Consider the following 24,200-nt stretch of genomic DNA (forward strand, 5'->3'; position numbering starts at 1 on the left):
CGTCGACCGAGCCCCCCACCGCCCGGCCAAGTCGGCCGGCCGGAACCCCGTCGTCGCCGCCGCAGGCCACACGGGCACCATCCGCCTCGGCATCCCCGGAGGCACGGGTCGCCTCGCAGCCATCGCCAGCACCGTCGACGCGCGTGTCGGCGACGGTGACCCGAAGCGACGCCCACGTCAGGTCCAATGGCCGGGCGTCGGAGCAGGCGCGGGCGACGAGGACCGCCGTCACCGGACAGCGACCCAACCCGCCGGCCCGTCCCGCGCCGGGGCCACCGGCGTTCGTGCTGGCGCTGGCGTCCGCACCGACAGGCGTCGGCGTCGGCGGCGCTGATCCACAGGCGTCGACAGCCGAAGCTTCGCCGCCTCCCTCGCCGCTGCGGCCAGGGCTCACCGTCACCGCCGTCGACAGGCGCGCGACGAGCCGTCCCGTCGAGCGAGGTCCTCCCCCGCCCCGACAACTCCTGATCACTCACTCGCGTCCACGACGTTGATCAGGAGAGATTCATGGAAATCGCGGTTGTCTGGATCCCCGCCCACATCGAGCCGTCGGAGCCCGCCGTCGCGAGGTGCCTCAGTCACCTTCGCGAACACTCCTACCGATTCGCAGGAATCATGCGGGCCCCTTGGGAGACCGTCGAGCAGACGATGATCGACGGGGAGGTGGATGTCGTCGTCATCGCCGACTTCGCCCACCTCCCGCCGGATCGGTCCCCCCGGATCGAGCTGGCCAGTTCCCCCGACGGCGACGCGGACGAGGACCGCATGGTTCCGGACACACAGCTCGACTGACACCACGAAGCGCCCCGTCCGCACCGGAGGGGGCGCTTCGTCGAGCTGGTCGCACTCGGGCAGCCGGCAGATCACCCGGCCGAAGGCTGCCGTGGTGGATCAGGCCGCGACGGCCGCCCGGACGTCGTCGTCGGCGGCGCGCAACCGGGCTGCGGCCTCTTCGGCGGTGCAGTTCGCCAACAGCAGCACGATGGCCGTCTTGGCGTGCCCGTGCGCCGCCGCGAGCGCCCGCGCAGCCGTGTCGAGGTCGGTGTCGGCCGCGTTGGCGACGATCCGACGGGCCCGGTCGACGAGCTTCTCGTTTGTGGCGTTCATGTCCACCATCAGGTTGCCGTAGACCTTGCCGAGCCGGGCCATCGCGGCGGTGGAGAGCATGTTGCAGACCAGCTTCTCGGCGGTGCCGGCCTTGAGCCGGGTGGAGCCGGTGAGCACCTCGGGGCCGGTGGGCACCTCGATGGCGACGTCGGCGTGCCGGCTGGTCACCGCGTCGGTGTTGCAGGCCACCGAGACGGTCGCCGCGCCGATCGCGCGGGCGTGATCCAACCCACCGACCACGTACGGGGTACGGCCGCTGGCGGCGAGCCCGACCACCGTGTCGTGGGCGGTCAGGCCGACCGCGTCCAGGTCGGCGACGGCGCGGGTCGGGTCGTCCTCCGCGCCCTCGACGGCGACGCCGAAGGCTCGTGCCCCGCCGGCGAGCAGACCGACGACCCGCTCGGGCGTCGTACCGAAGGTGGGTGGGATCTCGACGGCGTCGAGCATGCCGATCCGGCCGCTGGTGCCCGCGCCGAGGTAGATCAGCCGTCCGCCCTGGCGGAGCGACGCCACGATGACGTCGACGGCGGCGGCGATGTCCGGCACGGCCCGGCGGACGGCGGCGGCGACGGTCTGGTCCTCGTCGTTCATCGCGAGAAGCAACTCGGTGGGAGACATCCGGTCGAGGTCGCCGGTCTTGTCGTTGCGGGTCTCGGTGCCGAGGGTGCTGAGGTCCACGGGGTGCTCGTTCCTCTCGCTGGTGTGCAGTCGCCGGCCGGCGGGGAGGGGTCCTCCGGTCGCCCGGCGGCTCGCCGTCGAGCGGGTCCTCGCGACCCGCCGCCGCGGCCAGGCCGAGGGCGCAGCTGCGAACAGTCCCCGTATCAGCAGGCTGAAACCACAGCGTAACCAGCCCGGAGGGGCGGTGGCAAAAAGTTTCGAGTTAGGGTGGGTCAACGTCACTTATTGACAACCGCTGGTTGGGAGTGAGCCGTGCGTCAACTCGACCTCGTCGTGATCGTGCTGTACCTCGTGGTGATCGCCTACGTCGGACTACGCCTGTCCGGCAAACAGAAGTCCGCCAAGGACTACTTCGTGGGCGAGGGTCGACTGCCCTGGTGGACCGTCTCGTTCTCCGTGGTCGCCACCGAGACCAGCGTCCTGACCGTGATCAGTGTTCCCGGCGGCGCCTACAGCGGTCAGGGCTTCGGCAACGTCGAGCTGGCCCTGGGCTACGTCATCGGTCGGGTCGTCGTGGCCGCGTTGCTCATCCCGCTCTACAAGCGGGGCGGGTTCGTCAGCGCCTACCAGTACCTCGGTGAGCGGTTTGGCCTGAAACTTCAGGGCCTGGCGTCGGTCACGTTCGTCTTCACCCGCCTGCTCGCCGAGGGCGTACGGCTGTTCGCCTCGGCCATCCCCATCAAGCTTCTCCTCGACGAGTTCGGGCTTCAGGTCGGCTACCAGGCGATCATCATCGTCCTGACGCTCATCACGGTGGTCTACACCTACCTCGGTGGCATCAAGGCGGTCATCTGGACCGACGCCATCCAGATGGGGCTGTACCTGGGCGGGGCGATCCTGGCCATCGCGGTGCTCAGCCACGCCGTCGGCTTCGACGGCTACTCGCAGGCGCTGGACGCCGGCAAGTTCCAGCTCTTCGACACCAACTTCACGCTCACGCACGTGCTCACCAGCCCATTCGCCCTGCCGACCGCCATCATCGGCGGCGCGATCTTCGCGATGGCCAGCCACGGCTCGGACCAGCTGATCGTCCAGCGCATCCTGTCCACCCGCACCCTGCGCGAGGGACAGAAGGCGATGATCTCCTCGGGCATCTTCGTGGTGATCCAGTTCGCGGCGTTCTCCCTGGTCGGCGCGCTGCTGTGGTCGTACAACAAGGGTCAGACCTTCAAGGAACTCGGCCTGGCCAGTAGCGACAACCTCTACCCGAGCTTCATCCTGCACGCCCTGCCGGTGGGCATCTCGGGTCTGCTGGTGGCCGGCATCCTCGGCGCCGCGATGGGTTCGCTGTCCTCGGCGTTGAACTCGATGTCGAACTCCACAGTCGCCGACTTCATCCACAGCTTCTTCCGCAAGGTCCCGTCCGACGACGCGATGCTCCGGCTCGCCCGGGTGATGACCCTGGTCTGGGCGGTGTTGATGGCGATTTTCGCCTGCGCGTTCAGCTCCAGCACCGGAAACGTCTACCTGACCGGTTTGACAATCGCCGGCTACACCTACGGCGCGCTGCTCGGGGCCTTCCTGCTCGGCCGTCTCGTCAAGCGGGCCAACCAGGTCGACGCGGTGATCGCCTTCCTGGTCACCGTGGCGGTGATGACCTACATCGTCCGCTACGTCAAGATCGACGTGACGACGGCGGGGACCACCACCGCCACCGCCATCGCCGCGCAGTGGCTGGTCCCGATCGGCGTCCTGATCACGCTGGCCGTCGGCGCGGTGTCCAGCCGGTTCCACCCGGCCCCGGAGACGCCGTACGACCATGGACGTCGTAGCGACGAGGTCGACGACGCGGCGGCGCCCGCCGGCCGGGCCTGAAGGAGGACCTGATGCGCGTGATCGGCCTGATGTCCGGAACCTCCTACGACGGCATCGAAGCCGCCGCCGCCGAGTTCGACAGGAGCGGCGACACCCTGCGGATGCGACCGCTGGGGCGGCTCAGCCACCCGTACTCCGACGAGCTGCGCGCGCAGATCGCCGCCGCCCTGCCGCCCGCGCCGACCACCACCGAGGCGATCTGCGTGCTGGACACCGGCATCGGCCAGGCCTTCGCCGAGGCTGGCGTGCGGGCCCTCGCCCAGCTGTGCGACGGCGACGCCGACCTGGTCGTCTCGCACGGGCAGACCATGCACCACTGGGTCGAGGCTGGCACGGTGCGGGGCACTCTCCAGCTGGGTCAGCCCGCCTGGATCGCGGAGGCCACCGGCCTTCCGGTCGTGTCCGACCTGCGCAGCCGCGACGTCGCCGCCGGCGGCCAGGGCGCTCCCCTGGTCGCCCTCTTCGACGCACTGCTGCTGGCTGGCCTGCCCGGCGTCCCGGCCGCCCTGAACCTGGGCGGCATCGCCAACATCACAGTCGTCGCGCCCGAGGCGGACCCGCTCGCGTTCGACACCGGGCCGGCCAACGCGCTCCTCGACGCCGCCGCGCGCCACTTCAGCGGTGGCGCCGAGGAGTACGACCGGGACGGGCGCGGAGCGGCCGCCGGACAGGTGGACCCGGACCTGCTGCGGCGGCTGCTCGACGAGCCGTACTACCGGCTGCCCGGCCCGAAGAGCACCGGGAAGGAGCTGTTCCATCTGCCCTACCTGCTCGCCGCCCTCGCCGACGCACCCACGCCGGACCCGCAGGACGTGTTGGCCACGCTCACCCGGCTGACGGCGGTCACGGTGGCCGGGGCCTGCCGCGACCACGGTGTCACCCGGCTCGTCGTCTCCGGCGGCGGGGCACACAATCCGACGCTGATGCGCATGATCGCCGACGAGCTGCCCGGCGTCCACCTGTCGTCCAGCGACGACCTGGGTATCGCGTCGGACGCGAAGGAGGCGCTGGCCTTCGCGCTGCTGGGCTACCTGACCGTGCACGGGCTGCCGGGCACCCTGCGCTCGGGAACCGGCGCGCGGCACGCCTCCGTGCTCGGCAGCATCACCCCCGGTCGACAGCCGCTGCGGCTGCCCGCCCCGGTCAGCACCGCTCCTGCCCGGTTGCTGGTCGTCGCGTCCCCAGTGGCCGACTGATCACCCCTCCCAGGAGGATCCGCCCATGAGCACAGTCGTACCCACACCGACCGCGGCCGGCGCTCGCGCCCGCGAAGTCGCCGAGCTGCTGCGCTCACGCCTCGGTGATCCGAGCCGGGCCAGCGCCGAGCTACCCCGGAGACTGGCGGCGGCGCACGACGCCTCGCCGTACCTGTTCGAGCCACAGGCCGTGGTTCGCGCCGCCTCGGCGGCCGAGGTGGGGGCGCTGATGGCCGGCGCCCGGGAGGCCGGTGTGCCCCTGACGCTGCGCGGCGGCGGCACCAGCCTCGCCGGGCAGGCCGGCGGCGCGGGAGTGCTCGTCGACGTCCGCACCGACTGGCGGCACGCCGAGGTCCTCGACGACGGCCGCCGCATCCGGCTCCAACCGGGCCTGACGATCCGGCAGGCCAACGCTCGGCTGGCCCGCTACCGACGCCGGCTCGGCCCGGACCCGGCCAGCGAGGCCGCCTGCACGGTCGGTGGCATGGTGGCCAACAACTCCAGCGGGATGACCTGCGGCACCACCGACAACGCGTACCGCACCATGGAGTCGCTGCGCTTCGTACTCCCGTCCGGCACCGTCGTCGACTCCGGCGCCCGCGACGCCGACGACCGGCTGCGGGCCGACGAGCCCGAGCTGCACGCCGGGCTGCTGCGACTGCGCGACCGGGTGCGCTCGGCGCCGGGGTCGCGCGCCACCATCGAGCGGCTGTTCGCGATGAAGAACACCATGGGGTACGGGCTGAACTCGCTGCTCGACCACAGCACCCCGGTCGAGATGCTCGCCCACCTGATGATCGGCAGCGAGGGCACGCTCGGCTTCGTGGCCGAGGCCGTCTTCCGTACCGTCGAGATCCACGACCACGCCGCCACCGGCCTGCTGATCCTGCCCGGCCTCACCGACGCCACCGACGCGTTGCCGGCCCTGCTCGCCGCCGGCGCCCGCACCGCCGAACTGCTCGACGCGGCCGCGCTGCGGGTCAGCCAGCGTGACCCGGGTGCGAGCCCGGCCCTGCGCGGGCTCACCGTCATCGGCCACGCGGCGCTGCTCGTGGAGTTCGCCGAGGACAGCGCGGAGCGGCTGGCCGCCACCCTGGCCGACGCCCGGCCCGTGCTCGACCGGCTGCCGGCCGTCACCGGCACCGAGCTGACCCGCGACCCACGCGAACGGGCCAACCTCTGGCACCTGCGCAAGGGCCTCTACACCGCCGTCGCCGGGGCCCGCCCGCCCGGCACCACGGCCCTGCTGGAGGACGTGGCGGTGCCGATGCCACGCCTGACCGGCACCTGCGACGGGCTGATCCGCCTGTTCGACAGGCACGGTTACCCGGACGCGGTGATCTTCGGACACGCCCGGGACGGCAACCTGCACTTCATGCTGACCCAGTCCTTCGACACCCCGGCCGAGATCGACCGCTACGCCCGGTTCACCGACGACATGGTCGACCTCGTGCTGGCCGAGGGGGGCACACTCAAGGCGGAGCACGGCACCGGCCGGGCCATGGCGCCCTTCGTCCGCCGGCAGTACGGCGACGAGTTGTACGACGTGATGCGCGAGCTCAAGCGGTTGTGCGACCCCAGCGGCCTGCTCAACCCCGGCGTGCTGCTCAACGACGACCCGACCGTGCACCTGCGGCAGCTCAAGGCCGTCCCGACGGTCGACCCCGAGTTGGACGCCTGCGTCGAGTGTGGCTACTGCGAGCCGGTCTGCCCCACCGCCGACGTCACCACCACCCCCCGCCAGCGCATCGTCCTGCAACGGCAGATCGCCCTCGCCACCGCCGCCGGCGACGAGGACCGCCGACGGGAGCTGACCGCCGACTACGCGTACGCCGCAGTGGACAGTTGCGCCGCGGACAGCCTCTGCGTCACCGCCTGCCCGGTAGGCATCGACACCGGGGCGGCGATGAAGCGGCTCCGCGCCGAGCGGCACAGCCCTCGCGCCCAGCGCACCGCCCGCACCGCCGCGCGGCACTGGCAGGCCGCCGTGGCGGGCGTGCGGGTGGGACTGACCGCCGCGCACGCCGTACCGACGCCGGTGACCCGCGCCGCCACCGGGATGATCCGTGGGCTCGGCGCCACCGAACTCGTGCCGCAGTGGAGCGACGACATGCCACGCGCCGGCGCGCCCCGCCCCACACCCCGCAGCGCTGCGGACGCCCAGGCGGTGTTCTTCGCGGCCTGCGTCGGCAGCCTCTTCGCCCCCGAGGACGGCCCGTCCGGCGGTTCGGCCGCGGCGTTCCTGCGCCTCTGCGAACTGGCGGGTGTGCCGCTCGTCGTTCCGACAGGCACGGCGGGCCTGTGCTGCGGAACCCCGTGGCAGTCCAAGGGCTACCCCGCCGGTCACCGCGAGATGGCCGAGCGGACCCTGGCCGCGCTCTGGGCCGCCAGCGACGAGGGTCGCCTGCCCGTCGTGTGCGACGCGTCGTCCTGCACGCACGGGCTGACGCAGCTCACCGCCGCGCTGGCCGAGGAGGACCAGGCACGCTACGGCGCGCTGCGTTTCGTCGACAGCGTGACGTTCACCGCCGAGCACCTCCTGCCGGCGCTGCCGCAGCCCCGGCGACTGGGCTCGCTGGCCCTGCACCCCACCTGCTCCACCGTGCACCTGGGCGGCATCGACGACCTCCGCACGGTGGCCCAGGCGGTCGCCGACACGGTCACCGTGCCGGACAGCTGGGGGTGCTGCGCCTTCGCCGGTGACCGGGGGCTGCTGCATCCCGAGGTCACGGCCGGCGCGACCGCGGCGCAGGCCGCCGAGATCAACCAGCGCGACCACGACGCGTACGCCTCCTGCAACCGCACCTGCGAGATGGGCATGAGCCGGGCCACCGGCCAGCCGTACCGGCATGTGCTCGAGGTGCTCGTCGAGGCGATCGAGCCGCCGGCATAGCCGGTGCCGTACCCATGGTCACCCACTCGTTCGGGAGGACGTTCTTGACGTACGTCTTGAAGTAGACCCGGTCGACACGCCCGAGACCGACCCGGTAGACGAGGATGCTGCTCGGTAGCTTGCTGTTGGTGCCGTCGGTGGTACAACCCGTCGGCCCGCTCACCAACTCGTGCGAGGCGTTGTTGTTCTTCAGCATGGCGTTGAGGTTTGCCATCGCCCCGGCCGCGAAGACCTGGCTCGCACCGGCGAAGTTGCTGTTGAAGTAGACCCGCACGCTCCTGCTGGTGCGGTTCCAGACCGACGCGGCGTTGTTCTTCACGCACAGGCCCTTGCGGTTGTAGTATTGACGTCCTCTCCGCCCTGAGAGGCGAAGATTCCGGTCTGCTATACCCCTGAAGGGGCTAGCTTCCGGTGGGTTACCGCTTCGCTGCGCGGTGCCGGCACGGATGCTGGTCTTATCTGCGCTCGACGGTCGTTGAGGTCCGCCCGTCCGGCGGCCCTGATGTTCCTGGCGGCGTTCACGTCCCGGTCGTGGTGACTGCCGCACGGGCAGACCCACGTACGAACGTTCAGCGTCATCTTGTCGGTGATCCGGCCGCAGTCCGAGCACATCCGGGTGGACGGGAAGAACCGGTCCACCCGAGCGAAGGTGCGCCCGTACCGGGCAGCCTTGTATTCCAGCATGGTCGTGAACTGTGTCCACCCGGCGTCGTGCACCGACTTCGCCAGCCGCGTGCGGCCAAGCCCGCTCACGCACAGGTCCTCGACGTACACCGCTTGGTTGTCGCGGATGATCGCCGTGGACAGCTTGTGCTGCCAGTCCCGCCGGGTGTCGGCCACCCGCGCATGGGCGCGGGCAACCTTCACCACGGCCTTCTTACGGCGGTTGCTGCCCTTGGTCTTGCGGGACAGGTCCTGCTGCAACCGCTTCAGCTTGCGTGCCGCGCGACGCAGGAACTTCGGCGCGGTCACCTTCGTACCGTCGGACATGACCGCGAAGTGCGTCAGGCCCAGGTCGATACCCACCTCGGACGCGGCCGACGGCAGCGGCTCGTCGGTGCTCTGCACGACAAACGACGCGAAGTACCGACCCGCCGCGTCCCGGATAACCGTCACCGACGTCGGCATAGCGGGCAGCGTCCGCGACCAGCGCACCTGCACGTCGCCGATCTTCGGCAGCCTGAGCCGTCCGTTGTCCAGCACCTTGAACCGGGCGTTGGCCGTGAACCGGATGGCCTGCCGGTTGTCCTTGCGCGACCGGAACCGAGGCGCAGCCACCGCGCGGCCCTTACGCTTGCCGGAAATTGAGGTGAAGAAGTTGCGGTACGCGGTGTTCAGGTCCGCGAGGGCCTGCTGCAACACCACCGACGACACCTCACCCAGCCACGCACGCTCCGGAGTGAGTTTCGCCGCCGTGACCTGCCGGGACAATTCGGCGTCCGTCACATACGCCAGGCCAGCCTCCCGCGCCTGCTGACGTACGCGCAGCCCATCGTTGAACACCACCCGCGCACACCCGAACGCCCGCGCCAACGCATCCTGCTGGCCAGACGTCGGATAGACGCGGAAGTTGAACCGAAGCAGCACCACCACAGTCTGCCATTGGCTCATGGCCGATCCGGGCGGCACGCTCCTGCCTTGGCGAGCCTCCGCGCGGGCTTTCACCACCGACTGAAGGGCGGCGCACTAGCCTGCATTTCGGTAGCGCGCGCCGGCCCGCCGGGATGGCGGGCCCGGCGTCAGGGGCAGGGTGTCCGCGCGCAGACGTCGACGACCGTGCCGGTGAGCAGGAACACCGCCTTCTGTTTCTGGGCCCCGGCCTGGGCACGGGGGAACGCGTGCGGATCCTCGCCGAACTCCGGCCCGGCCGGTGCGAGGTTGGTCGGCGGCGGCGCGTGGGCAGCGCCGCTGTTCCAGATCACGATCGCCGAGCCGGTGTAGGGGTAGCGGCGGACCGGCGTGATGCCCCAGTACGGCCGCACGTCCAGTGACCAGCTGTCGGCGAGCGCGGGGGTGTGCAGGCGCGCGCCGACGGTGCGCGCCTGCACCTCGGCCGCGGCGGGCGAGACCTGCTGGTCGCCGAAGGCCACGTGCATCAGCACCTGGTGCGCCGGGGTGCGCGGTAGTGGTCGGTCGGTCATGTGCTGGGCGTACCCGTTGGCCTCGGACCGGTCCCACAACATCTGCAGCAGCGCGAGGACGAGCTGTTGGTCGACCTTGTCCGGGTAGGAGCCGTCGAGGACGGTCTGGAACGGTGCGAAGTCCACGCTGCGTTGCAGCAGCGTGGAGTAGTTCATCGCCGGTACGCCGAGCACCGACCGGGTCCAGTCCTGGGCGATGGCGGTGAGCGCGCCTCCGTTGATGCCGCCCTGGCTGTTGCCGTCGTAGTGCAGCCCGCCACGGCGATTGATCAGCGGTCGGGCGGTGGTGTCCCGGAACGCCGGGTTGGCCGCGAAGCCGTCCGGGTGAATCATCGCGCGGCCCAGGAAGAGGAAGTTCAGGAAGCTCTGCTGCAACCGGTCCGCCACGGCGGGGAAGACACTGAGGTCGGTGAAGGAGCCGGCCACGAAGGGAACGTCGGCGGCGGCCATGCCGATCCAACTGGTCGCGCAGAAGGTGAAGTTGTGGGTGTTCGACATCGTCTTGACGTTGCCAGCGTTGATCTCGGTCGGTCGGCCGAGTAGCCCGTGGCCGTAGAGCGAGAGGTGCGCCGGCCTGGCGGCCGAGGCACTGCGTGGGATGTTGCAGACGAAGTCCGCGGCCACTGTCGCGCCGGACGGCGTGGGCAGGGCGTTCGGCGCGGGCGGCGTCCCGGCGCCGCCGGCCGACCCGTAGTGGAGCCGGGAGCCGGGGCCGCCGTCGCCGGTCAGATAGGACGGCACGCCGATGGTGCCGGTCACCTGCCGGGCGATCAGCGGATCCTGCTCCGGTGAATAGTCGGTCACCTGGGTGACGGTGATCGGCGGCGCGGCGCGACCGAGGTCGGCGAACGCGTTGTCCCGGATCGCCAACATCCGCCCGGTCAGCCCGTGCCGGCTGGCCACTGTGAAGTCCCAGGCCAGGTAGAGGCTGTGCCGCTTGACGCCGGTCCGATTCAGCTCGGCGGCGATCCGCCTCAGCTGCGACCCCCGAGCGTCCCGCTGCCTGAGGCCGGCACCGGTCAGATACGCCGTGAACGCCTTCGGCGCCGGGATCAGCGCCGCGTTGCCGTCGCGCAGGCCGCGCAGCCCGACGACGTAGCGGGTGCCCTCGGCCAGCGCCACCGCCGGACGGATGATCAGCAGCTGTCGGTCGGGCTGGCCGGCGGCGTGCGCGTCCAGCTCGGCCCAGTACGGCGTGCGCTCACCGGTCCGGGCGTTGAGCAGCACGATCGGCGCGTCCGGCGCCAGCGAGCGGCCGATGTCGGTGACCGGCGCGATCCCGGTCGCCGCGGCGTCGAGCCCGGGTACGCGCACCAGGATCGGCGAGCCCGGACTGAACCCGTCCTGCCGGTTCCACTCCGTCGGGTCGATCGGGGTCCCCTGCACGTTGGCGGGCATCGCGGCGGCGGCGAAGTGCACCCGCTTGCCGGTGGGGCTGCTCCGATCCGGCACGGTGAAGTAGTCGTTCGGGAACGGCAGCAGGCAGGCGGTCGGGTCGATCGGGTCGCAGGACGGGTGCCCGGTTGGCGCGGGAGTCGCTGACGGTGCGGCAGGCGCCGCCGTGCCGAGCACGACGGCGCCCGCTGTCACCAGCACGGACACGGCGAGACGGAGCCCTCTGGAGGTGGTCACACGCATCTCCTTCGACGCGGGACGGCGGATCGATGGGTGGTGTTCTTCCTACGCTTGTGAGAGAAGCTCAGCAAGCGTCGATGTGACCACCAGCGCCCGACCGTGGGCGGCGTTGCAGCAGCACGCCGCCCACGATCCCCGCGACGATCGGGAAGGCGGCGACCACCAGCAGTTGAACGCTCACCGGCAGGTCGGCGGCGAGGCCCAGAAGTCCGACGCCGATCGCCGCGGCCGCCACCTTCAGCCCGGCGGCGATGGTGAAGACCTGCGTACGGATCGCCTCGGCGGCCAGCTGACTCCGGGCCAGGAACAGCGCCGCCGCGAACGGCCCGGTGAAGAGCCCGGACAGCGCGAACAGCGCCGCGGCCAGCGGCAGGGAGTGCACAGAGGCGGCCAGCGCGAGGGGTACGCCGACCGCGACCATGGCCCAGACCGACACCTGGGGCGCGCGGGACGTCGACATTGGACGCCACGCCCAGAGCAGTGAGCCCACGAGCGCGCCACCGGCGGTAACGCTGAGGAGCAGTCCGGCGCGGGTGGGTTCGTGCGCAGCCACAGCGAGGGTGGTGGCGACGACAGCCATACCGCCGAGGCCCAGTTGTCCGAAGCTGGTGGCGAGGGTGATCGTTCGCAGGGCCGGGTCCCGCACGATCGCGCGGGCACCCTGGAACAGGCCGGCCGCCCGGGTCTGCTCCGCTGGCGCGTCGGGGGCGAACAGGCGGAGGGATGCGACGCCGAGGGCGCCGAGCCCGGCGGCGACCGCGAGCGCGAGGATGGCGGTGCTCGGACTGGCAGCCGCCGCCACCAGCCCCACCATCGCCGGCCCGAGCATGCCGGCAACGTTGTAGGACAACGCGTCCAGCGCGAAGGCGCGAGCCTCACGCTCCGGGCCGGCCAGTGCGGCCAGTCGGCTGGTCAGTCCGCCGGTCACCGCGGGCCCGCAGCACCCCGCCGTCGCGAGGACGAGGTAGGTCTGCCACCGCGGCGCATGACCGAGCAGGGCGACCGGGGCCGCGAGGGCGCCGGCGAAGACGGCGATCGTGCCGGCGAGCACGGCGGCTGGCCGTCGTGACCGGTCGACCAACGCGCCGACCAGGGGCGCGGCGACGACGTGTGGGAGCAGCAGGGTCGCGACAAACATCCCGCCGACGGTGGCGCTGCCCGTCCGGTCCAGGGCGAAGATCACCAGCGCGACGCGTGCGCCTTCGTCGGCGGTACGCGCCAGCAGTGCCGCGGCCAGGTAGTGGGTCAGCCGAGCGCGGTCCCGGCGGATGCCGGGATCCACTTCCGTCACCTGTTCGACCGGTGATGCCATCGCTTCACTCTTGCACCGCGTCACGTCACCGGTCAATATGGTGACGTGAGGTTCGAGTTCATCGCCGATCGGCCGGTACTGGACTTCCTTCCCACGCTCGCCGAGCGCGGCCACGCTGACGTCGAACAGCTGACCGCCCCGAGGGATGTGGCGGACTGGGCCGTCCAGGCCGGCATCGTCGCGCGAGCGCCCGATGTGGACGACGCCGGTCTGCGACGCGCCAAGGCGCTCCGAGAGACGATGTTCCGCCTGGTCCAAGCCCTGATCGACGGCACCGAGGCGGGCACGGCAGACCGGGAGCTGGTCAATGAGGCCGCGGCGGGGCCGCTACCCGCGGTGCGCCTCGAGGTCGACGGGGTGCACCGCGACGGCGACCTGGACGCCGTCCTGGCGGTCCTCGCCCGCGACTGCCTGGAGTTGCACGCCAGCGCCGACCGTCTGGCCCTCCGCTGGTGCGCCGACGAGCACTGCACCCGAGCATTCGTGGACCGGTCGCGCGGCGCACGACGGCGGTGGTGCGGTATGCGCGGCTGTGGTGACCGCGCCAAGGCCGCCGCGTACCGCCGGCGACGGCGAACCCCGGCCTCGTGATGGCAACAGACTCACGGCCGGTGGCCGGCAGCCCGGTCGTGCTCAGGCTGCCGGCCACCGGCCGTACCAACGACGACTTACGGAAACATCAGTCGGTGATCACCGGCCAGGCGTAGGCCAGCAGGGCGCAGGCGGCGCCCAGAAGCGCGAGCGAGACACCCCTCGTGGGCAGCGGCAGGGCAGCGAGCACGATCAGGATGACGGCGACGACGTAGAGAAATGCCTGGACCGACATGTTGCTCTCCTCGATCAGGGGTAGAGGGCGGCTGCCTTCAACCGGCGAGATGCCCCCGGGCATGATCGCGGAAACGTCCTGCCGATCACGGTTCGGCCCACACTGGTCCGTGCGGCTCGCCAGGCGTGGTGCCTACGTCCGGAGAAGAACCGCTTCCGCGCCCACCGGTCGAAACCCCGCCGCCTGGAAGGCGCGCACGCTGCGCGCGTTGCCGGCGGCCTGCTGGGACCAGACCGGCTGGCCGTCGGGCACCAGATGTCGGGCGGCCGTCGCCAGCGCCCGCCCCAGGCCCCGGTGGCGACGCTCGTCGTCGACCTCGATCGCCGCCTCCCAACGGCCGGCCACCCCGCGCCCGAGAACGACCACCCCGCCCTCGGCGGCCCAGACGCGGACGTCGTCACGGCGTCGACGTGCCCTGACCTCGCGCGGATGATCGGCGTCGGCAAGCTCATCCAGCTGCACTGGCGGCGGCCCGGCAAGGCTGCTCGCCACGGTCAGCAGGTCGATCGTGTCCATGGAACGCCGGGTGCGGTCGAGCAGCGCACCCAGGAAACGCGGATTCATCGTGGCCGCCAGGGGATCGCAGTCGATGGTGGCCAGCGCACGACGTACCCATTGGGGGTCTTCGTCGGTGAACACCACCGAGTGCCCGGTGAAGGCGATGACTCCGGCGTCTCGGCGGCTGGGCTGCGGCAGGATGGTGGTCCCGCCGTCCGGTGGCGGGAAGTGCCCGTGCGCCGCCGCGTCCAGGATGTCGGTCAACGTGCGGTCCATGGTCGCCTCTCCTCAATCCCCGGCCGCACGGCTGCCGAAAGGGACGCGCCCTCTTGCCACCGCGCGGACCAAACAGTGTTCGGCCATCCTTCCGTCTGGGGTGCGGCGCTGGGCGCCGCGGCCACCCGGCCGCCGTACAGAAGCACCAAACGGTCGCAGTACTGGGCGGCCAGATTGAGATCGTGCAGCGTCACCACGACGGTGCTGGCCAGCAGACCAGCAGGCCGACACGGCCAAGGGTGTGACCCAGCTTCCGGGTCACACCCTTGACGCACTCATCACCATGGCGGGGCACCGCCGACGGTTCCCCGTCCGCAACCCCGCGGGGTCAGCAGCCGATCCGGCTGGACCCCAGCGCGACGTCGTCGTACCAGAGGGTGTCGGCGCCGCCGCCGTAGCTCTCCCAGCCGAGCTTCAGGTCGGTGAGCTGCGGCCGCCAGGTGCGGTTGTACCACTGGCCGTCGATGTCGTGCGTCGGTGCGCCGTCCGCGGTCAGCCCGGCGATGGCGGTGCCGTCCACCCAGGTACGCAGCTGACCGGCCGTACCGTTCACCATGAACTCCACGCAGGTCCACCGGTTGGTGGGTAGCGGCAGACTCTGCGCCACCCCGGCCGGGCTCTGCTCGGGCAGGGTCGCGTCGTCCGAGGCGCGGTTCCACTGCAGGGCGCCATTCTGGCCACCCAACCGCAGGTCCTTGTTGCCGTCGGCGGCGTCGGCCATCGCCATCATCGTGGTGTGCTCGGTGGGCTGGGCGGTGGTGTGCCGGACCCAGACCCTGCCGTACCGGACGGCGCCCACGCTGCCGAGGTTCTTCGTGGACCTGATGAAGACGTGGTTGCAGTACCCGGCGGCGCCGTTGATCCGGACCGACCGGCTGCCACTGTGCGCGGTGGCCGTGTCGATGGTGGCGGTACCAGCGCCGGAACAGTCCGGGCTCACCACGGTCCAGTCACCGGACGGCGTCGAACCGCCCTGACTCTCGAAGCCGTCGCAGAGCGCCGCGCCTGCGCACCCGGTCGGCGGCTCGGTAGTAGGCGGCGGGTCGGTCGGCGGAGGCGTCGTCGGCGGCGGGTCGGTCGGCGGCGGGGTCGTCGGCGGCGGGGTGGCGCCGTTGCACGGAACGCCGTTCAGGCTGAACCCGGTCGGCGCGCCAGCGCCGGAGCCGTAGGTGCCCTGCAACCCGAACTCGGTGGAGCCGCCGGCCGGGATGCTGCCGTTGTACGACGCGTTGCGGGCGGTCACCGTCGATCCGGACTGGCTGACCGTGGCGCTCCAGCCGCTGGTGACACGCTCGTCCCCGGCGTACGTCCAGGTGACGGTCCAACTGGAGACGGCGGCGTCCCCCGGGGAGACCTTGACGGCGGCGGTGAATCCACCGGGCCACTGGTTCGGCGTGTAGTCGACCCGGCAGCCCTGGGCGGCTGCGGCCGGGCCGGTGAGCAGGGCCGCTCCGGTTGTGGTCGCGGCGGTGGCCAGCGCGGCGACGACCAGCAGGGTCGCGGCGGGGCGGGCACGGAAGATCGTCATGAAGGGTCCTTCTGCCATCGAGCTGAGCGGAGGCGGCGCGGCGGCGGCGCGTCCTGGACGGAGGCGGCGCGGCAACGTGCCCTGGATGCGGCGCGGCGGTGCGCCACAGCGACCGGTCGCGCGTACGACCGAAATGCCCGGCTCGGGGTGGACCTGTCAGTCGCCGACGGCCCGGTCCCCCGGACCCCGGCGGCGCCCACCCTCAATCTATTGACGAATGCCGATTGAATCAAGCGTCGGTGTTCGACCGGGGCCACAGGAGTGGCGGCCTCTCCCACACACGAGGTCCGGTGTGCCAGGCGCGAGGGAGCAACTCCCCTCTCAGAGGGGATCATTCCTGCTCCCACCTCGCGAACTCTGGAGGCATCGCAGGGCCGCGGTACCGCGGCCGGATTGGGAGGACGACCATGCGTAGAACACTCGGGTGGGCCATGGCGGCAGCGACCATGGCAGTTGCAGCGGCGACGCCGGCCGGGGCGGCGGACCATCGACCGGCGCGGGTGACCGGATCAGCGGAGTTCGTGCTGCCGTTCGGGCAGGACGGCGACGTGCAGTCGTTCGCCTTCGACGCCCAGGCGGCGCCGTACAGCCGCCCGCTTCCGATTCCGCGCGGTGAGAACGGCACGCCCGCGGACGCGACGGGGACAGTGCGGGTCGCGCACTGGCTGGCCGCAGCCGACATCACCGTACGGTGGGAAGCGTCGGTGGACTGCATGATCACGAGCCCGGGTCATGCCACCCTGACCGGCATCGTCACTCGCGCCGACCAGATGGCCAAAGAGCTCGTCGGTAAGCGGGTCGGGTTCAGCGTGCAGGACGGCGGGCGCCACGGCGACCGGGTCGGCTTCACCTGGTCAGCCAGCATGGACCAGGACGCGGCAGGCCAATGGGGCCCTGCCCGAATCGGTACGTGCCTCGCGCCGGCCGCGTTCGCCACGGTGACTCGCGGCGACTTCACGGTGCGGCACGCCGAACTGACGGCGCCGCCGGAGGACGACCGACCCTGACCACGCCGCGCCAGGGAAAGATTGTTCCGGGCACGTGTCGATCCGTGGGCCGCCCGTTCGACATGGGGATGCTAGGGCCGGGAGACGGCCCCGTCGGACGAGGAGAACGCGATGTCGAAGTACGTGTTGATCATGCGGGGCACCGATGAGACGAACGCGGCCATGATGGCCAACCTCGACGAGATGATGGCTTCGACCCGCCAGTTCATCGAGGACATGATGAAGGCCGACGTTCTCGTCGCGGCCGAAGGGCTGGACGATCCACGCCAGGGCGTCGTGGTCGACTTCGCCGGCGAGGCGCCGGTGGTCACGGACGGGCCATACGGCGAGACCAGGGAGTTGTTCGGGGGCTACTTCCTGCTCGACGTCACCACCAAAGAGGAGGCGGTCGAGTGGGCCAAGCGGGTCCCGGCGGTCCGCGGGTCCAAGATCGAGGTCCGGCGGGTGGCCGAGGCCGACGAGGTCCCGCAGGGTGGCCAGAGCAACGGCCAGACCTGATGGGTACGCCCGACGTCGAGGCCGTCTGGCGAATCGAGTCGGCGCGGATCGTCGCCGCGCTGACCCGGTTCACCGGCGATTTCGGGCTGGCCGAGGACGCCGCCCAGGAGGCGGTGGCCGAGGCGCTGGTGTCCTGGCGGCGTGCGTCACCGGCCAATCCGGCCGGCTGGCTGATGGCCACGGCCCGGCGGCGCGCGATCGACGCGATCCGCCGCCGGGCCGCCCTCCAGGAGCGATATGCCCTGTTGGCGGCCGATCCCGCGCTCGACCAGGAGATCGACCCCGACCGGATCGACGACGACGTGCTGGCGCTGATGTTCGTCAGCTGCCACCCGGTGCTCTCCCCCGAGGCGCGGGTGGCGCTGACCCTGCGCGTGGTCGGCGGCCTGTCCAGCGAGGAGGTAGCCCGCGCGTTCCTGGTGCCCGTGCCGACCGTGCAGGCCCGCATCACCCGGGGCAAGAAGACGATCGCGGCGGCCGGGGTGCCGTTCGAGCTGCCGCCGCCCGGCGAGCGCCGGAAGCGGCTGGGCGGTGTGCTCAGCGTCCTCTACGTGATCTTCACGGAGGGGTCGACGGCCACGTCGGGCGACCGGCTGCTGCGCCCCGACGTCGCGTACGAGGCGATCCGGCTGGCCCGCACGCTGGCCGCGCTACAGCCGGACGAGCCGGAGGTGCACGGCCTGCTCGCCCTGTGCGAGCTGACCGCCGCGCGCTTCCCGGCCCGGACCGACCCGGACGGCACGCCGATCCTTCTCATCGATCAGGACCGTCGACTGTGGGACTTCTCGGCCATCCGCCGTGGGCTGGCCGCGCTGGCCAGGGCATCGCGGCACGGCCTCGGCCCGTACGGCCTGCAGGCCGCGATCGCGGCCACCCACGCGTCGGCCCCCTCGGTCGAGGAAACCAACTGGGCCCGGATCGTCACGCTCTACGCTGCGCTCGGCCGTGTCGCGCCCTCCCCGGTGGTCGAACTCAACCGGGCCGTCGCCGTCGCCATGGCCTCGGGTCCGGCGCCAGCCCTGGCCATCGTGGACGAGTTGATCGCCTCGAACCGGCTCCCCGGCTCGCACCTCGTCCCGACCGTACGCGGTGAGCTGTTGACCCGCCTCGGCCGGCTTCCGGAGGCGCGCGTCGAACTGGGGCTGGCCGCCCGGCTCTGCGCCAATCAGCGCGAACGCTCGGTGCTGCTGCGCAAGGCGGCCGCGCTGAGCTGACTGCCCCAGCACCACCGGCCGTACCCGCGCGCCGCCCGCCTGCCCGCGGCCGCAGGCTCAGATCTGCGTTCTCGCCTGCTCGATGTGCCGAACGATGGCGTGCGCGCCGTGCGTTCGTGCGATGGCGTGCGCCTCGTCGAGGGTGGCGAGCGCGTCCGCGCGTCGGTCCTGGGCGGCGGCGATGTAGGCCAGCCCGATCATGTTGGAGGCCACGCCCGGCAGGGCTCCGACCTCCCGGCGCAGCCGGGTCGACTCCTCCAGCCGCTCGTGTGCCTCGTCCAGCCGGCCAGCGGCGTGCGCCGCGATGCCCAGGTGCCGTAGCGCCTCGGACCGGGTCGGCTTGTCGCCGGTCTGCGCCGCCAGCCGGCAGGACCGCTCCAAGTACGGAAGCGCGGCTTCGTCGTCACGTCGGATGAACTGGTGCAGACAACCGATCCAGAACAGCGCCTCGGCCTCGCCACGCGGGTCCCCCAGTGCCCGGTACAGCTCGAGCGCACGCTCGAACAGCGGCAGCTCGGCGGGATCCTCGGTAGGCGACGAGCCGGCGTCGGCGGGCGCGCTCTGAAACCGGGCGTGCAGGATCATCCCCCGCGCCAACGCCGCATCGGCCTCGACCGCGTGCAGACCCTGCTCGGCATCGATCAGCCCACTGGCGTCGCCGCCGAACACTGCCCGTGCATAGATCTCTCGGGCCCGTACGATCCGATCGTCGGTGCTCATCGTCGCCCCCGCTGGCATCGCCGCTACCGTCCCAGGCCCGGCAGTTTAGTCGGGAGACCGCCTGGCCGGCCCGCCCGAACACCAGATCAGGAAGCCGAATGATCCGGACCGACTGACCACCTCACCGACCACGTCCAGATTCGCCCCGGCGATGGAAGCCGCCCGGCCGTGCAACCCCGGGGCGGGCGGGCCGCGTCGTACGGCCGTGACAGTCAGCGCAGAAAACAGACCCGTGCTGGTCCCCGGAGAGGACAGACCCCGGTGAGGCGGGCCGACGAGACCGACTTCCACGACTTCGTCGCGGGCCGGATGGATCGCTGGCGGCGCAGCGCGTTCCTGCTCTGCCAGGACTGGCACACCGCCGACGACGTCGTGTCGGTGACCGTGGCGAAGCTCCCCCCTCCCACGGCCGGGGACACCGGGTTCCGCCTGGTCTTCGACACCGACGAGAGCGCCGAGGCCAGCGCGAAGCGCCTCGGCGCGGAGTTCGATGCCGCGCTGCGTGCGGTGGCGCCCGGGTCGACGTGGTTCTGGATCCCCGACCACCTCGGGGAGGCCCGCCAGCCGGACGGGCGGCTGCCGGTGTTCACCCACAACGGCCGCGACGACCTGGTCGGCGGCGGATCCGGCGTGTCCTATCGGGGACGAAGGGGTCCGCTGGGGGTGTCGATCTCCCCCGACGTCTTCGAGCCGGCGCCGACCGCCCAGCCCGACGGCCCCGCCGGATTCCACTGGCCGTGCGAGCTGCCGGAGGGTGCGGGAGACGACCGCTACCACCGCGTGTGCGCGGAGGGGACGGCCCCCGGCGGCCTCCGGACGAAGACCGAGACGTTGACCGGGAAGCGGACCGCGAGCGTGCAGCACATCGTCTCGATCCAGTTGCCCGGCAACCGGGCGCTCAGCGCGAGCGTCAGCAACATGGTGGGGGTCGACGAGCAGGCCGTCGCCGCGCAGCCGGAGCCACCGCTCTCCGCCGAGCAGCTCAGGGCCGTCGCCGTACGGGTTGCCGAGCGGATCAGGGCCTGACGTCGGAACTACCTGCGGGTGTACGGCACCCAGCGGGCCACCCAGTGGGGCTACTCGCTGCGGGAGCTGGAGGTGCACGGCAGCTGAGCGCGAGCCGGCTAGCGCAGTTCCACGATCCTGGCGCGGGTGTTGGCTGGGGCTTCGGGGTGCCCGCGCTCGACGTCGGCCCGGACGTCGGCGACGGTCCTGCCGGCCAACTCCCGCCGCCAGGCCAGGTCGGCGCCCCGCATGGCCTGGGCGAACGCGCAGGACTGTCGATAGTCGACGCCCGCGTGCTCCCCCGGCCCCCTGCTGAGGATCTGGTCGCACTGGAACAGCTCCTCCGGGCCCTCGATCGCGGCGACGATGTCCAGCAGGGAGATCTCCGCCGGGGTGCGGGCGAGCTGAAAGCCCCCGCGCGGCCCCGAGGTCGACGTCAGGATCCCGGCCCGGACCAGGGTCTGGAGCTGCTTGTTCAGGTACGCCGGCGGCAGCTCGTAGAACGCGGCGAGGGTGCTGGTCGGCACCGGGGCGTCCAGCCAGCTCAGGTTGAGGCACGTGTGGAGGGCCCATTCGACGCCCTGACTCATCCGCATGATCCCGGACTCTACCTGTCCAGAATTTGAGACGTCGGTCATGATCGCTAGCGTGGACCGATTCTGGATATCTAGTATCTAGATATCGATGAAACGATCAAGGAGCCGACAATGACTTTGGTACGCGCGGCCCAGGCCGAGGTTCTCGACAGCGACCCGGCCAGCGTGATCACGCTGCTCCTCGACCCCGAGCACACCGGTGGTGCCCTGACCAGCAACCGCACCCTGCTCAAGCACGGCACCGACGGTGCGCCGCCGCACCTGCACACCCACTCCGGTGAGCTGTTCTTCGTGCTCGACGGCGCCCTCGAGATGCTCGTCGGCGACGAACTGCACACCCTGCACCAGGGAGACGTCCTCTTCGTCCCGCCGAACACTCCGCACGCCTTCGCCCCCGCCGATGGCCGGGACGCCGACTTCCTGGTCGTGATCACCCCCGGCAAGCCCCGGTTCGACTACTACCGACTGCTCGACAAGGTGCACCAGGGCGAAGCCACCTGGCAGGACGTCGGCGAGACCCAGGACCGCTACGACAACCATTACGTGGAAAGCCCGTTGTGGGCCGGCCGACGCGGCTGACGGGCTAGACCTCTTCATGCAGAGGTTGCCTCGTCGGCGCGGGTGGTCCGCACCGACGAGGCAACGATTGCCCGAGTGGCGCTACCTCTTGGCGATCCTGATCGTCGCGGTGCGGTAGTTGTTGCGCTTGTCGTTCTTCGTCGGGTCGTAGTTCCTCTCGATGTTGCCGGCGCTGTCGACCGAGAACCAGCGGAACGTCGTCGTCTCGGTCACGTGGAACACCTGCCCCGGCTCGCGGAACTCGGTCGCCGCGTAGCGGGGCGACTCGAGGGTGGGCCGGCTGCCGTCGGTCGTGTAGTAGACGGTCGCCGGCTCGCTGGTCTCGAAGCGCACGTCGACGGGCCCGGAGTAGCGCCCCGCGCCGGGAACCAGCTGGGACGTCGGGTTCTTGTTGTCCCTGCCCCAGTCCGCCGCGACCCGGAACATCTCCATGATCCCGTTGGCGTACTCCATCGTCTCCGCGTGGCCACTGACCAGCTCGGGGTTCCCGTCCCACTCCGGTTGGAACGAACCGCCCTGCCAGTCGCCGGTGGCCGGGTTGTAGACGGAGCCGCCGACCTCCCAGCCGAACGCGTAGATCCCGTAGGTGTGGTAGAGGTCCTCGCGCACGTTGCCCGCCGAGGAGTAGAGGACGTCCGACGAGCCGCCGACGTTCTCCGGTGTGACGACGGTTTCTCGGTGCGCCTTGACCTGGGACAGGATCCGGGCGGCGGACTGCCAGTAGAACGCCTCGTCACCCAGCGGCGGACGCGGCGTGGTGATCCGGCCGTCCGCGATGTAGGCGCCGGGCTGCCAGAAGAGCTGACCACCGTTGGAGTGCACCGACATCATGAACTTGATGTTCTTGTACTTCTCGACCAGCCAGACGATGTTCTTCGACTCGGGCTCGGACAACTCCTCCGGCCCCTGGTAGGTGTCGCTGACGCAACTGGTCGACGCGCCCGCGTAGCCGTCGTGCCCCGACCCGACCCGGTAGTTCCGGTTCAGGTCGACGCCCCAGGAGTTGCGTCGACCCGGATCGGCGTTCGCGTCCGGGCAGTGGTTGGTCATGTTCCGGCGCTGGGAGGCGAAGTTGTAGAAGCTGTAGTTCGCCCCGTCGGGGTTGTTCGACAGGATGAAGAAGACATCGGTGTTCTCGACGATCTTCTTCGTCTCCCGGTCGGACCTGTAGTTGTGCACCAGACGTTCGGCGGACTCCAGGCTGGTCGTCGCGGGCACCCACTCCCGGGCGTGGTCCTGCGCCTGGATGAGGACACCGGGCTTCTTCCCGTCACGGTGCTTCCCGATCCGCAGGACCGGGATCGTCACCGGGCCGCGCGGCACCTCCCCGGCCGGCGCCCCGGCCCGCTTCTGGTCGAGGAAGTCGGTAAGCGCGACAGGCCCGGCCGTCGGCGCGACGACCCCGGTGCCCTCGTTGGTGCGGTATGGGTGCGCCCGCTCGATGAGCCCCGCGGAGCGGGTCCGCAACGCCTCGGCCACCTCTGCGGCCGTGCTCGCCGGCGCAGCGGAGGCGTCAGTGGCGAGCAGGACACGGACCGCCTTGCCGGTGACCTCCACCGCCAGCGGGAGGTCCGGGTCCGACCGGCCCACGAAGTCCACAGTGATGTCGTTGCCGCCCTGGTGGCCCCACGCCGCCGAGGTGACGACGACCGCCGCCTGCCCCGTACCGCCGATCTGGGCCTGCGCCCTGCGCTGGTACCCGTTCGTCTGGTTCGGCAGGTAGACGATCTCGGCGATGTCCGGGTACTGGCGGGCGATCTCCTTGGCGCGGCTGTAGAGCTGCTGCGGGTGCCGGTAGCCGTCCACGAAGTCCGACTTGTAGGACGGGTTGGCCGTCAGCGGCGGCGGGGCGTCCTCCAACCAGTTGGAGACGACGCCGGTCGCGACGCCGCCTGTGGAACTCGTCAGCCTGATCTTGTTGGGGCGTACGTCGAGCTTGAACAGGTTCCGGTGGAACATGTACTGCCCGGAGTCGACGAACCGGCTCATCGTCCGGGCGAAGCCGAACGGCGTGCCCCTGCCCGCGTCGTTCTCCACCTGCATCCCGACGATCGGGTCGGCCTGTTGCCCCTCGGTGGTCCGCGCCTCGACGTAGAGGAAGCCCTGGCCCTTGGTGGTGAACCAGTCGGCGCGGACGACGCGCACCGTCGCCTCGTGGTTCGCCGGCTGGACTGCCCGCGCGCCGGCCGCGCCGATGCCAAGGCCGCCGTCGGCCTCGTCGCTCCAGCCGAAGCCCGCGTCGTCGCCGAGCACCTCGACGCCCATCGCCGTGAGTTCGGTGACCTGCTCGGCGGTCACCACCACCTCGCCCTCGATGCCGTTCGGCACGCGCCGGAGGCCGTGTTCGAGGTCGAAGCCGGCCGCGGCCACCCTGTCCAGCATGTCGGCGCCGGTCAGCCTGAGGTGTACGAGGCGTACCGATTCACGATCATCAGGCTGGGGTCGGCTGGCGGCGACTGACCGCCCCGTGGGATCGGCGCCCGCGGGGCCGGTCGTCAAGAGGATGCTGCCCACCAGTGTGGACAGCGCAACCAGCGCGATGCGTCGTTGTGATCGCCGCATTCCCCCTCCTTCTGCCGACGACGGGTGATTGCCGGCGGACCGGTCCGGTGAGCGTATGTGCGTTTGCGGCTCCAGTGGTTCACGTCGATCGAATTTGAGCATTCCTTGAGCCTG

The 24,200-nt window shown here is 71.3% G+C and carries 21 protein-coding genes; 11 read left to right on the plus strand and 10 right to left on the minus strand.

Annotated elements, in window-relative coordinates; genetic code table 11:
• The first annotated feature begins 615 nt into the window (after window positions 1-615).
• Window positions 616-792, plus strand: a complete 177-nt coding sequence (locus ACLQ3B_RS23785) for a hypothetical protein (RefSeq protein WP_425782909.1) — start codon at window positions 616-618, stop codon at window positions 790-792.
• 99 nt (window positions 793-891) lie between these two features.
• Here the strand turns inward: ACLQ3B_RS23785 and murQ are convergent, their stop codons facing one another.
• On the minus strand, window positions 892-1,785 hold the full coding sequence (gene murQ, locus ACLQ3B_RS23790; RefSeq protein ID WP_425782910.1) for an N-acetylmuramic acid 6-phosphate etherase: 894 nt from the start codon (window positions 1,783-1,785) through the stop codon (window positions 892-894).
• Window positions 1,786-2,037: 252 nt separating this feature from the next.
• Between murQ and ACLQ3B_RS23795 the strand changes: the two genes are divergently transcribed.
• The 4 genes from ACLQ3B_RS23795 to ACLQ3B_RS23810 all read left to right on the plus strand — a co-directional run bounded on the left by ACLQ3B_RS23795 (window position 2,038) and on the right by ACLQ3B_RS23810 (window position 7,955).
• Complete coding sequence (locus ACLQ3B_RS23795) at window positions 2,038-3,600, plus strand: sodium:solute symporter (RefSeq protein WP_425782911.1); 1,563 nt, start codon at window positions 2,038-2,040, stop codon at window positions 3,598-3,600.
• Between the two features lie 11 nt (window positions 3,601-3,611).
• Window positions 3,612-4,796 carry an anhydro-N-acetylmuramic acid kinase gene (locus tag ACLQ3B_RS23800; RefSeq protein WP_425782912.1) on the plus strand — a complete coding sequence of 395 codons (1,185 nt, stop codon included), beginning with the start codon at window positions 3,612-3,614 and terminating at the stop codon, window positions 4,794-4,796.
• A 25-nt stretch (window positions 4,797-4,821) separates the two neighbouring features.
• Window positions 4,822-7,689: an FAD-binding and (Fe-S)-binding domain-containing protein gene (locus ACLQ3B_RS23805; protein ID WP_425782913.1), complete on the plus strand. Its 2,868-nt coding sequence runs from the start codon at window positions 4,822-4,824 to the stop codon at window positions 7,687-7,689.
• A gap of 128 nt (window positions 7,690-7,817) precedes the next feature.
• A complete protein-coding gene (locus ACLQ3B_RS23810; RefSeq protein WP_425783184.1) occupies window positions 7,818-7,955 on the plus strand; it encodes a hypothetical protein in 138 nt (45 codons plus the stop codon).
• A 118-nt stretch (window positions 7,956-8,073) separates the two neighbouring features.
• On the opposite strand, the gene ACLQ3B_RS23815 is transcribed toward ACLQ3B_RS23810, so the two are convergent.
• The 3 genes from ACLQ3B_RS23815 to ACLQ3B_RS23825 form a co-directional block, all read right to left on the minus strand.
• A complete protein-coding gene (locus ACLQ3B_RS23815) occupies window positions 8,074-9,300 on the minus strand; it encodes an RNA-guided endonuclease InsQ/TnpB family protein (protein WP_425782914.1) in 1,227 nt (408 codons plus the stop codon).
• A gap of 128 nt (window positions 9,301-9,428) precedes the next feature.
• A complete protein-coding gene (locus ACLQ3B_RS23820; RefSeq protein ID WP_425782915.1) occupies window positions 9,429-11,462 on the minus strand; it encodes a hypothetical protein in 2,034 nt (677 codons plus the stop codon).
• 67 nt (window positions 11,463-11,529) lie between these two features.
• Window positions 11,530-12,777, minus strand: coding sequence for an MFS transporter (locus ACLQ3B_RS23825; protein ID WP_425782916.1), 1,248 nt, complete (start codon window positions 12,775-12,777; stop codon window positions 11,530-11,532).
• 45 nt (window positions 12,778-12,822) lie between these two features.
• On the opposite strand from ACLQ3B_RS23825, the gene ACLQ3B_RS23830 reads away from it, so the two are divergent.
• Entirely contained in the window at window positions 12,823-13,368 is a 546-nt protein-coding gene (locus ACLQ3B_RS23830; protein WP_425782917.1) for a CGNR zinc finger domain-containing protein, read from the plus strand.
• 88 nt (window positions 13,369-13,456) lie between these two features.
• Here the strand turns inward: ACLQ3B_RS23830 and ACLQ3B_RS23835 are convergent, their stop codons facing one another.
• The 3 genes from ACLQ3B_RS23835 to ACLQ3B_RS23845 form a co-directional block, all read right to left on the minus strand.
• Window positions 13,457-13,603, minus strand: coding sequence for a hypothetical protein (locus ACLQ3B_RS23835; protein ID WP_167337290.1), 147 nt, complete (start codon window positions 13,601-13,603; stop codon window positions 13,457-13,459).
• Between the two features lie 132 nt (window positions 13,604-13,735).
• Window positions 13,736-14,377 carry a GNAT family N-acetyltransferase gene (locus ACLQ3B_RS23840; RefSeq protein ID WP_425782918.1) on the minus strand — a complete coding sequence of 214 codons (642 nt, stop codon included), beginning with the start codon at window positions 14,375-14,377 and terminating at the stop codon, window positions 13,736-13,738.
• Between the two features lie 328 nt (window positions 14,378-14,705).
• On the minus strand, window positions 14,706-15,905 hold the full coding sequence (locus ACLQ3B_RS23845) for a cellulose-binding domain-containing protein (protein ID WP_425782919.1): 1,200 nt from the start codon (window positions 15,903-15,905) through the stop codon (window positions 14,706-14,708).
• Between the two features lie 446 nt (window positions 15,906-16,351).
• On the opposite strand from ACLQ3B_RS23845, the gene ACLQ3B_RS23850 reads away from it, so the two are divergent.
• The 3 genes from ACLQ3B_RS23850 to ACLQ3B_RS23860 all read left to right on the plus strand — a co-directional run bounded on the left by ACLQ3B_RS23850 (window position 16,352) and on the right by ACLQ3B_RS23860 (window position 18,624).
• Window positions 16,352-16,912, plus strand: coding sequence for a hypothetical protein (locus tag ACLQ3B_RS23850; RefSeq protein WP_425782920.1), 561 nt, complete (start codon window positions 16,352-16,354; stop codon window positions 16,910-16,912).
• Window positions 16,913-17,023: 111 nt separating this feature from the next.
• Window positions 17,024-17,410: a YciI family protein gene (locus tag ACLQ3B_RS23855; protein WP_425782921.1), complete on the plus strand. Its 387-nt coding sequence runs from the start codon at window positions 17,024-17,026 to the stop codon at window positions 17,408-17,410.
• Window positions 17,410-18,624 (plus strand): RNA polymerase sigma factor, encoded by a 1,215-nt coding sequence (locus tag ACLQ3B_RS23860; RefSeq protein ID WP_425782922.1) that lies wholly within the window; start codon window positions 17,410-17,412, stop codon window positions 18,622-18,624. The genes ACLQ3B_RS23855 and ACLQ3B_RS23860 overlap by 1 nt, the downstream gene beginning before the upstream one ends.
• A 57-nt stretch (window positions 18,625-18,681) precedes the next feature.
• Here ACLQ3B_RS23860 and ACLQ3B_RS23865 read toward each other — a convergent pair whose 3' ends face one another.
• Entirely contained in the window at window positions 18,682-19,293 is a 612-nt protein-coding gene (locus tag ACLQ3B_RS23865; RefSeq protein ID WP_425782923.1) for a tetratricopeptide repeat protein, read from the minus strand.
• A 312-nt stretch (window positions 19,294-19,605) separates the two neighbouring features.
• Between ACLQ3B_RS23865 and ACLQ3B_RS23870 the strand changes: the two genes are divergently transcribed.
• A complete protein-coding gene (locus tag ACLQ3B_RS23870; protein WP_425782924.1) occupies window positions 19,606-20,370 on the plus strand; it encodes a hypothetical protein in 765 nt (254 codons plus the stop codon).
• Window positions 20,371-20,468: 98 nt separating this feature from the next.
• Here the strand turns inward: ACLQ3B_RS23870 and ACLQ3B_RS23875 are convergent, their stop codons facing one another.
• Window positions 20,469-20,945 carry an RrF2 family transcriptional regulator gene (locus ACLQ3B_RS23875; protein ID WP_425782925.1) on the minus strand — a complete coding sequence of 159 codons (477 nt, stop codon included), beginning with the start codon at window positions 20,943-20,945 and terminating at the stop codon, window positions 20,469-20,471.
• A 111-nt stretch (window positions 20,946-21,056) separates the two neighbouring features.
• Between ACLQ3B_RS23875 and ACLQ3B_RS23880 the strand changes: the two genes are divergently transcribed.
• Window positions 21,057-21,524, plus strand: a complete 468-nt coding sequence (locus ACLQ3B_RS23880) for a cupin domain-containing protein (RefSeq protein WP_425782926.1) — start codon at window positions 21,057-21,059, stop codon at window positions 21,522-21,524.
• 81 nt (window positions 21,525-21,605) lie between these two features.
• Here ACLQ3B_RS23880 and ACLQ3B_RS23885 read toward each other — a convergent pair whose 3' ends face one another.
• A complete protein-coding gene (locus ACLQ3B_RS23885) occupies window positions 21,606-23,906 on the minus strand; it encodes a M14 family metallopeptidase (RefSeq protein WP_425782927.1) in 2,301 nt (766 codons plus the stop codon).
• Between the last annotated feature and the right edge of the window lie 294 nt (window positions 23,907-24,200).

The sequence above is a fragment of the Micromonospora sp. DT53 genome (assembly GCF_049841535.1).
Classification (GTDB): domain Bacteria; phylum Actinomycetota; class Actinomycetes; order Mycobacteriales; family Micromonosporaceae; genus Micromonospora.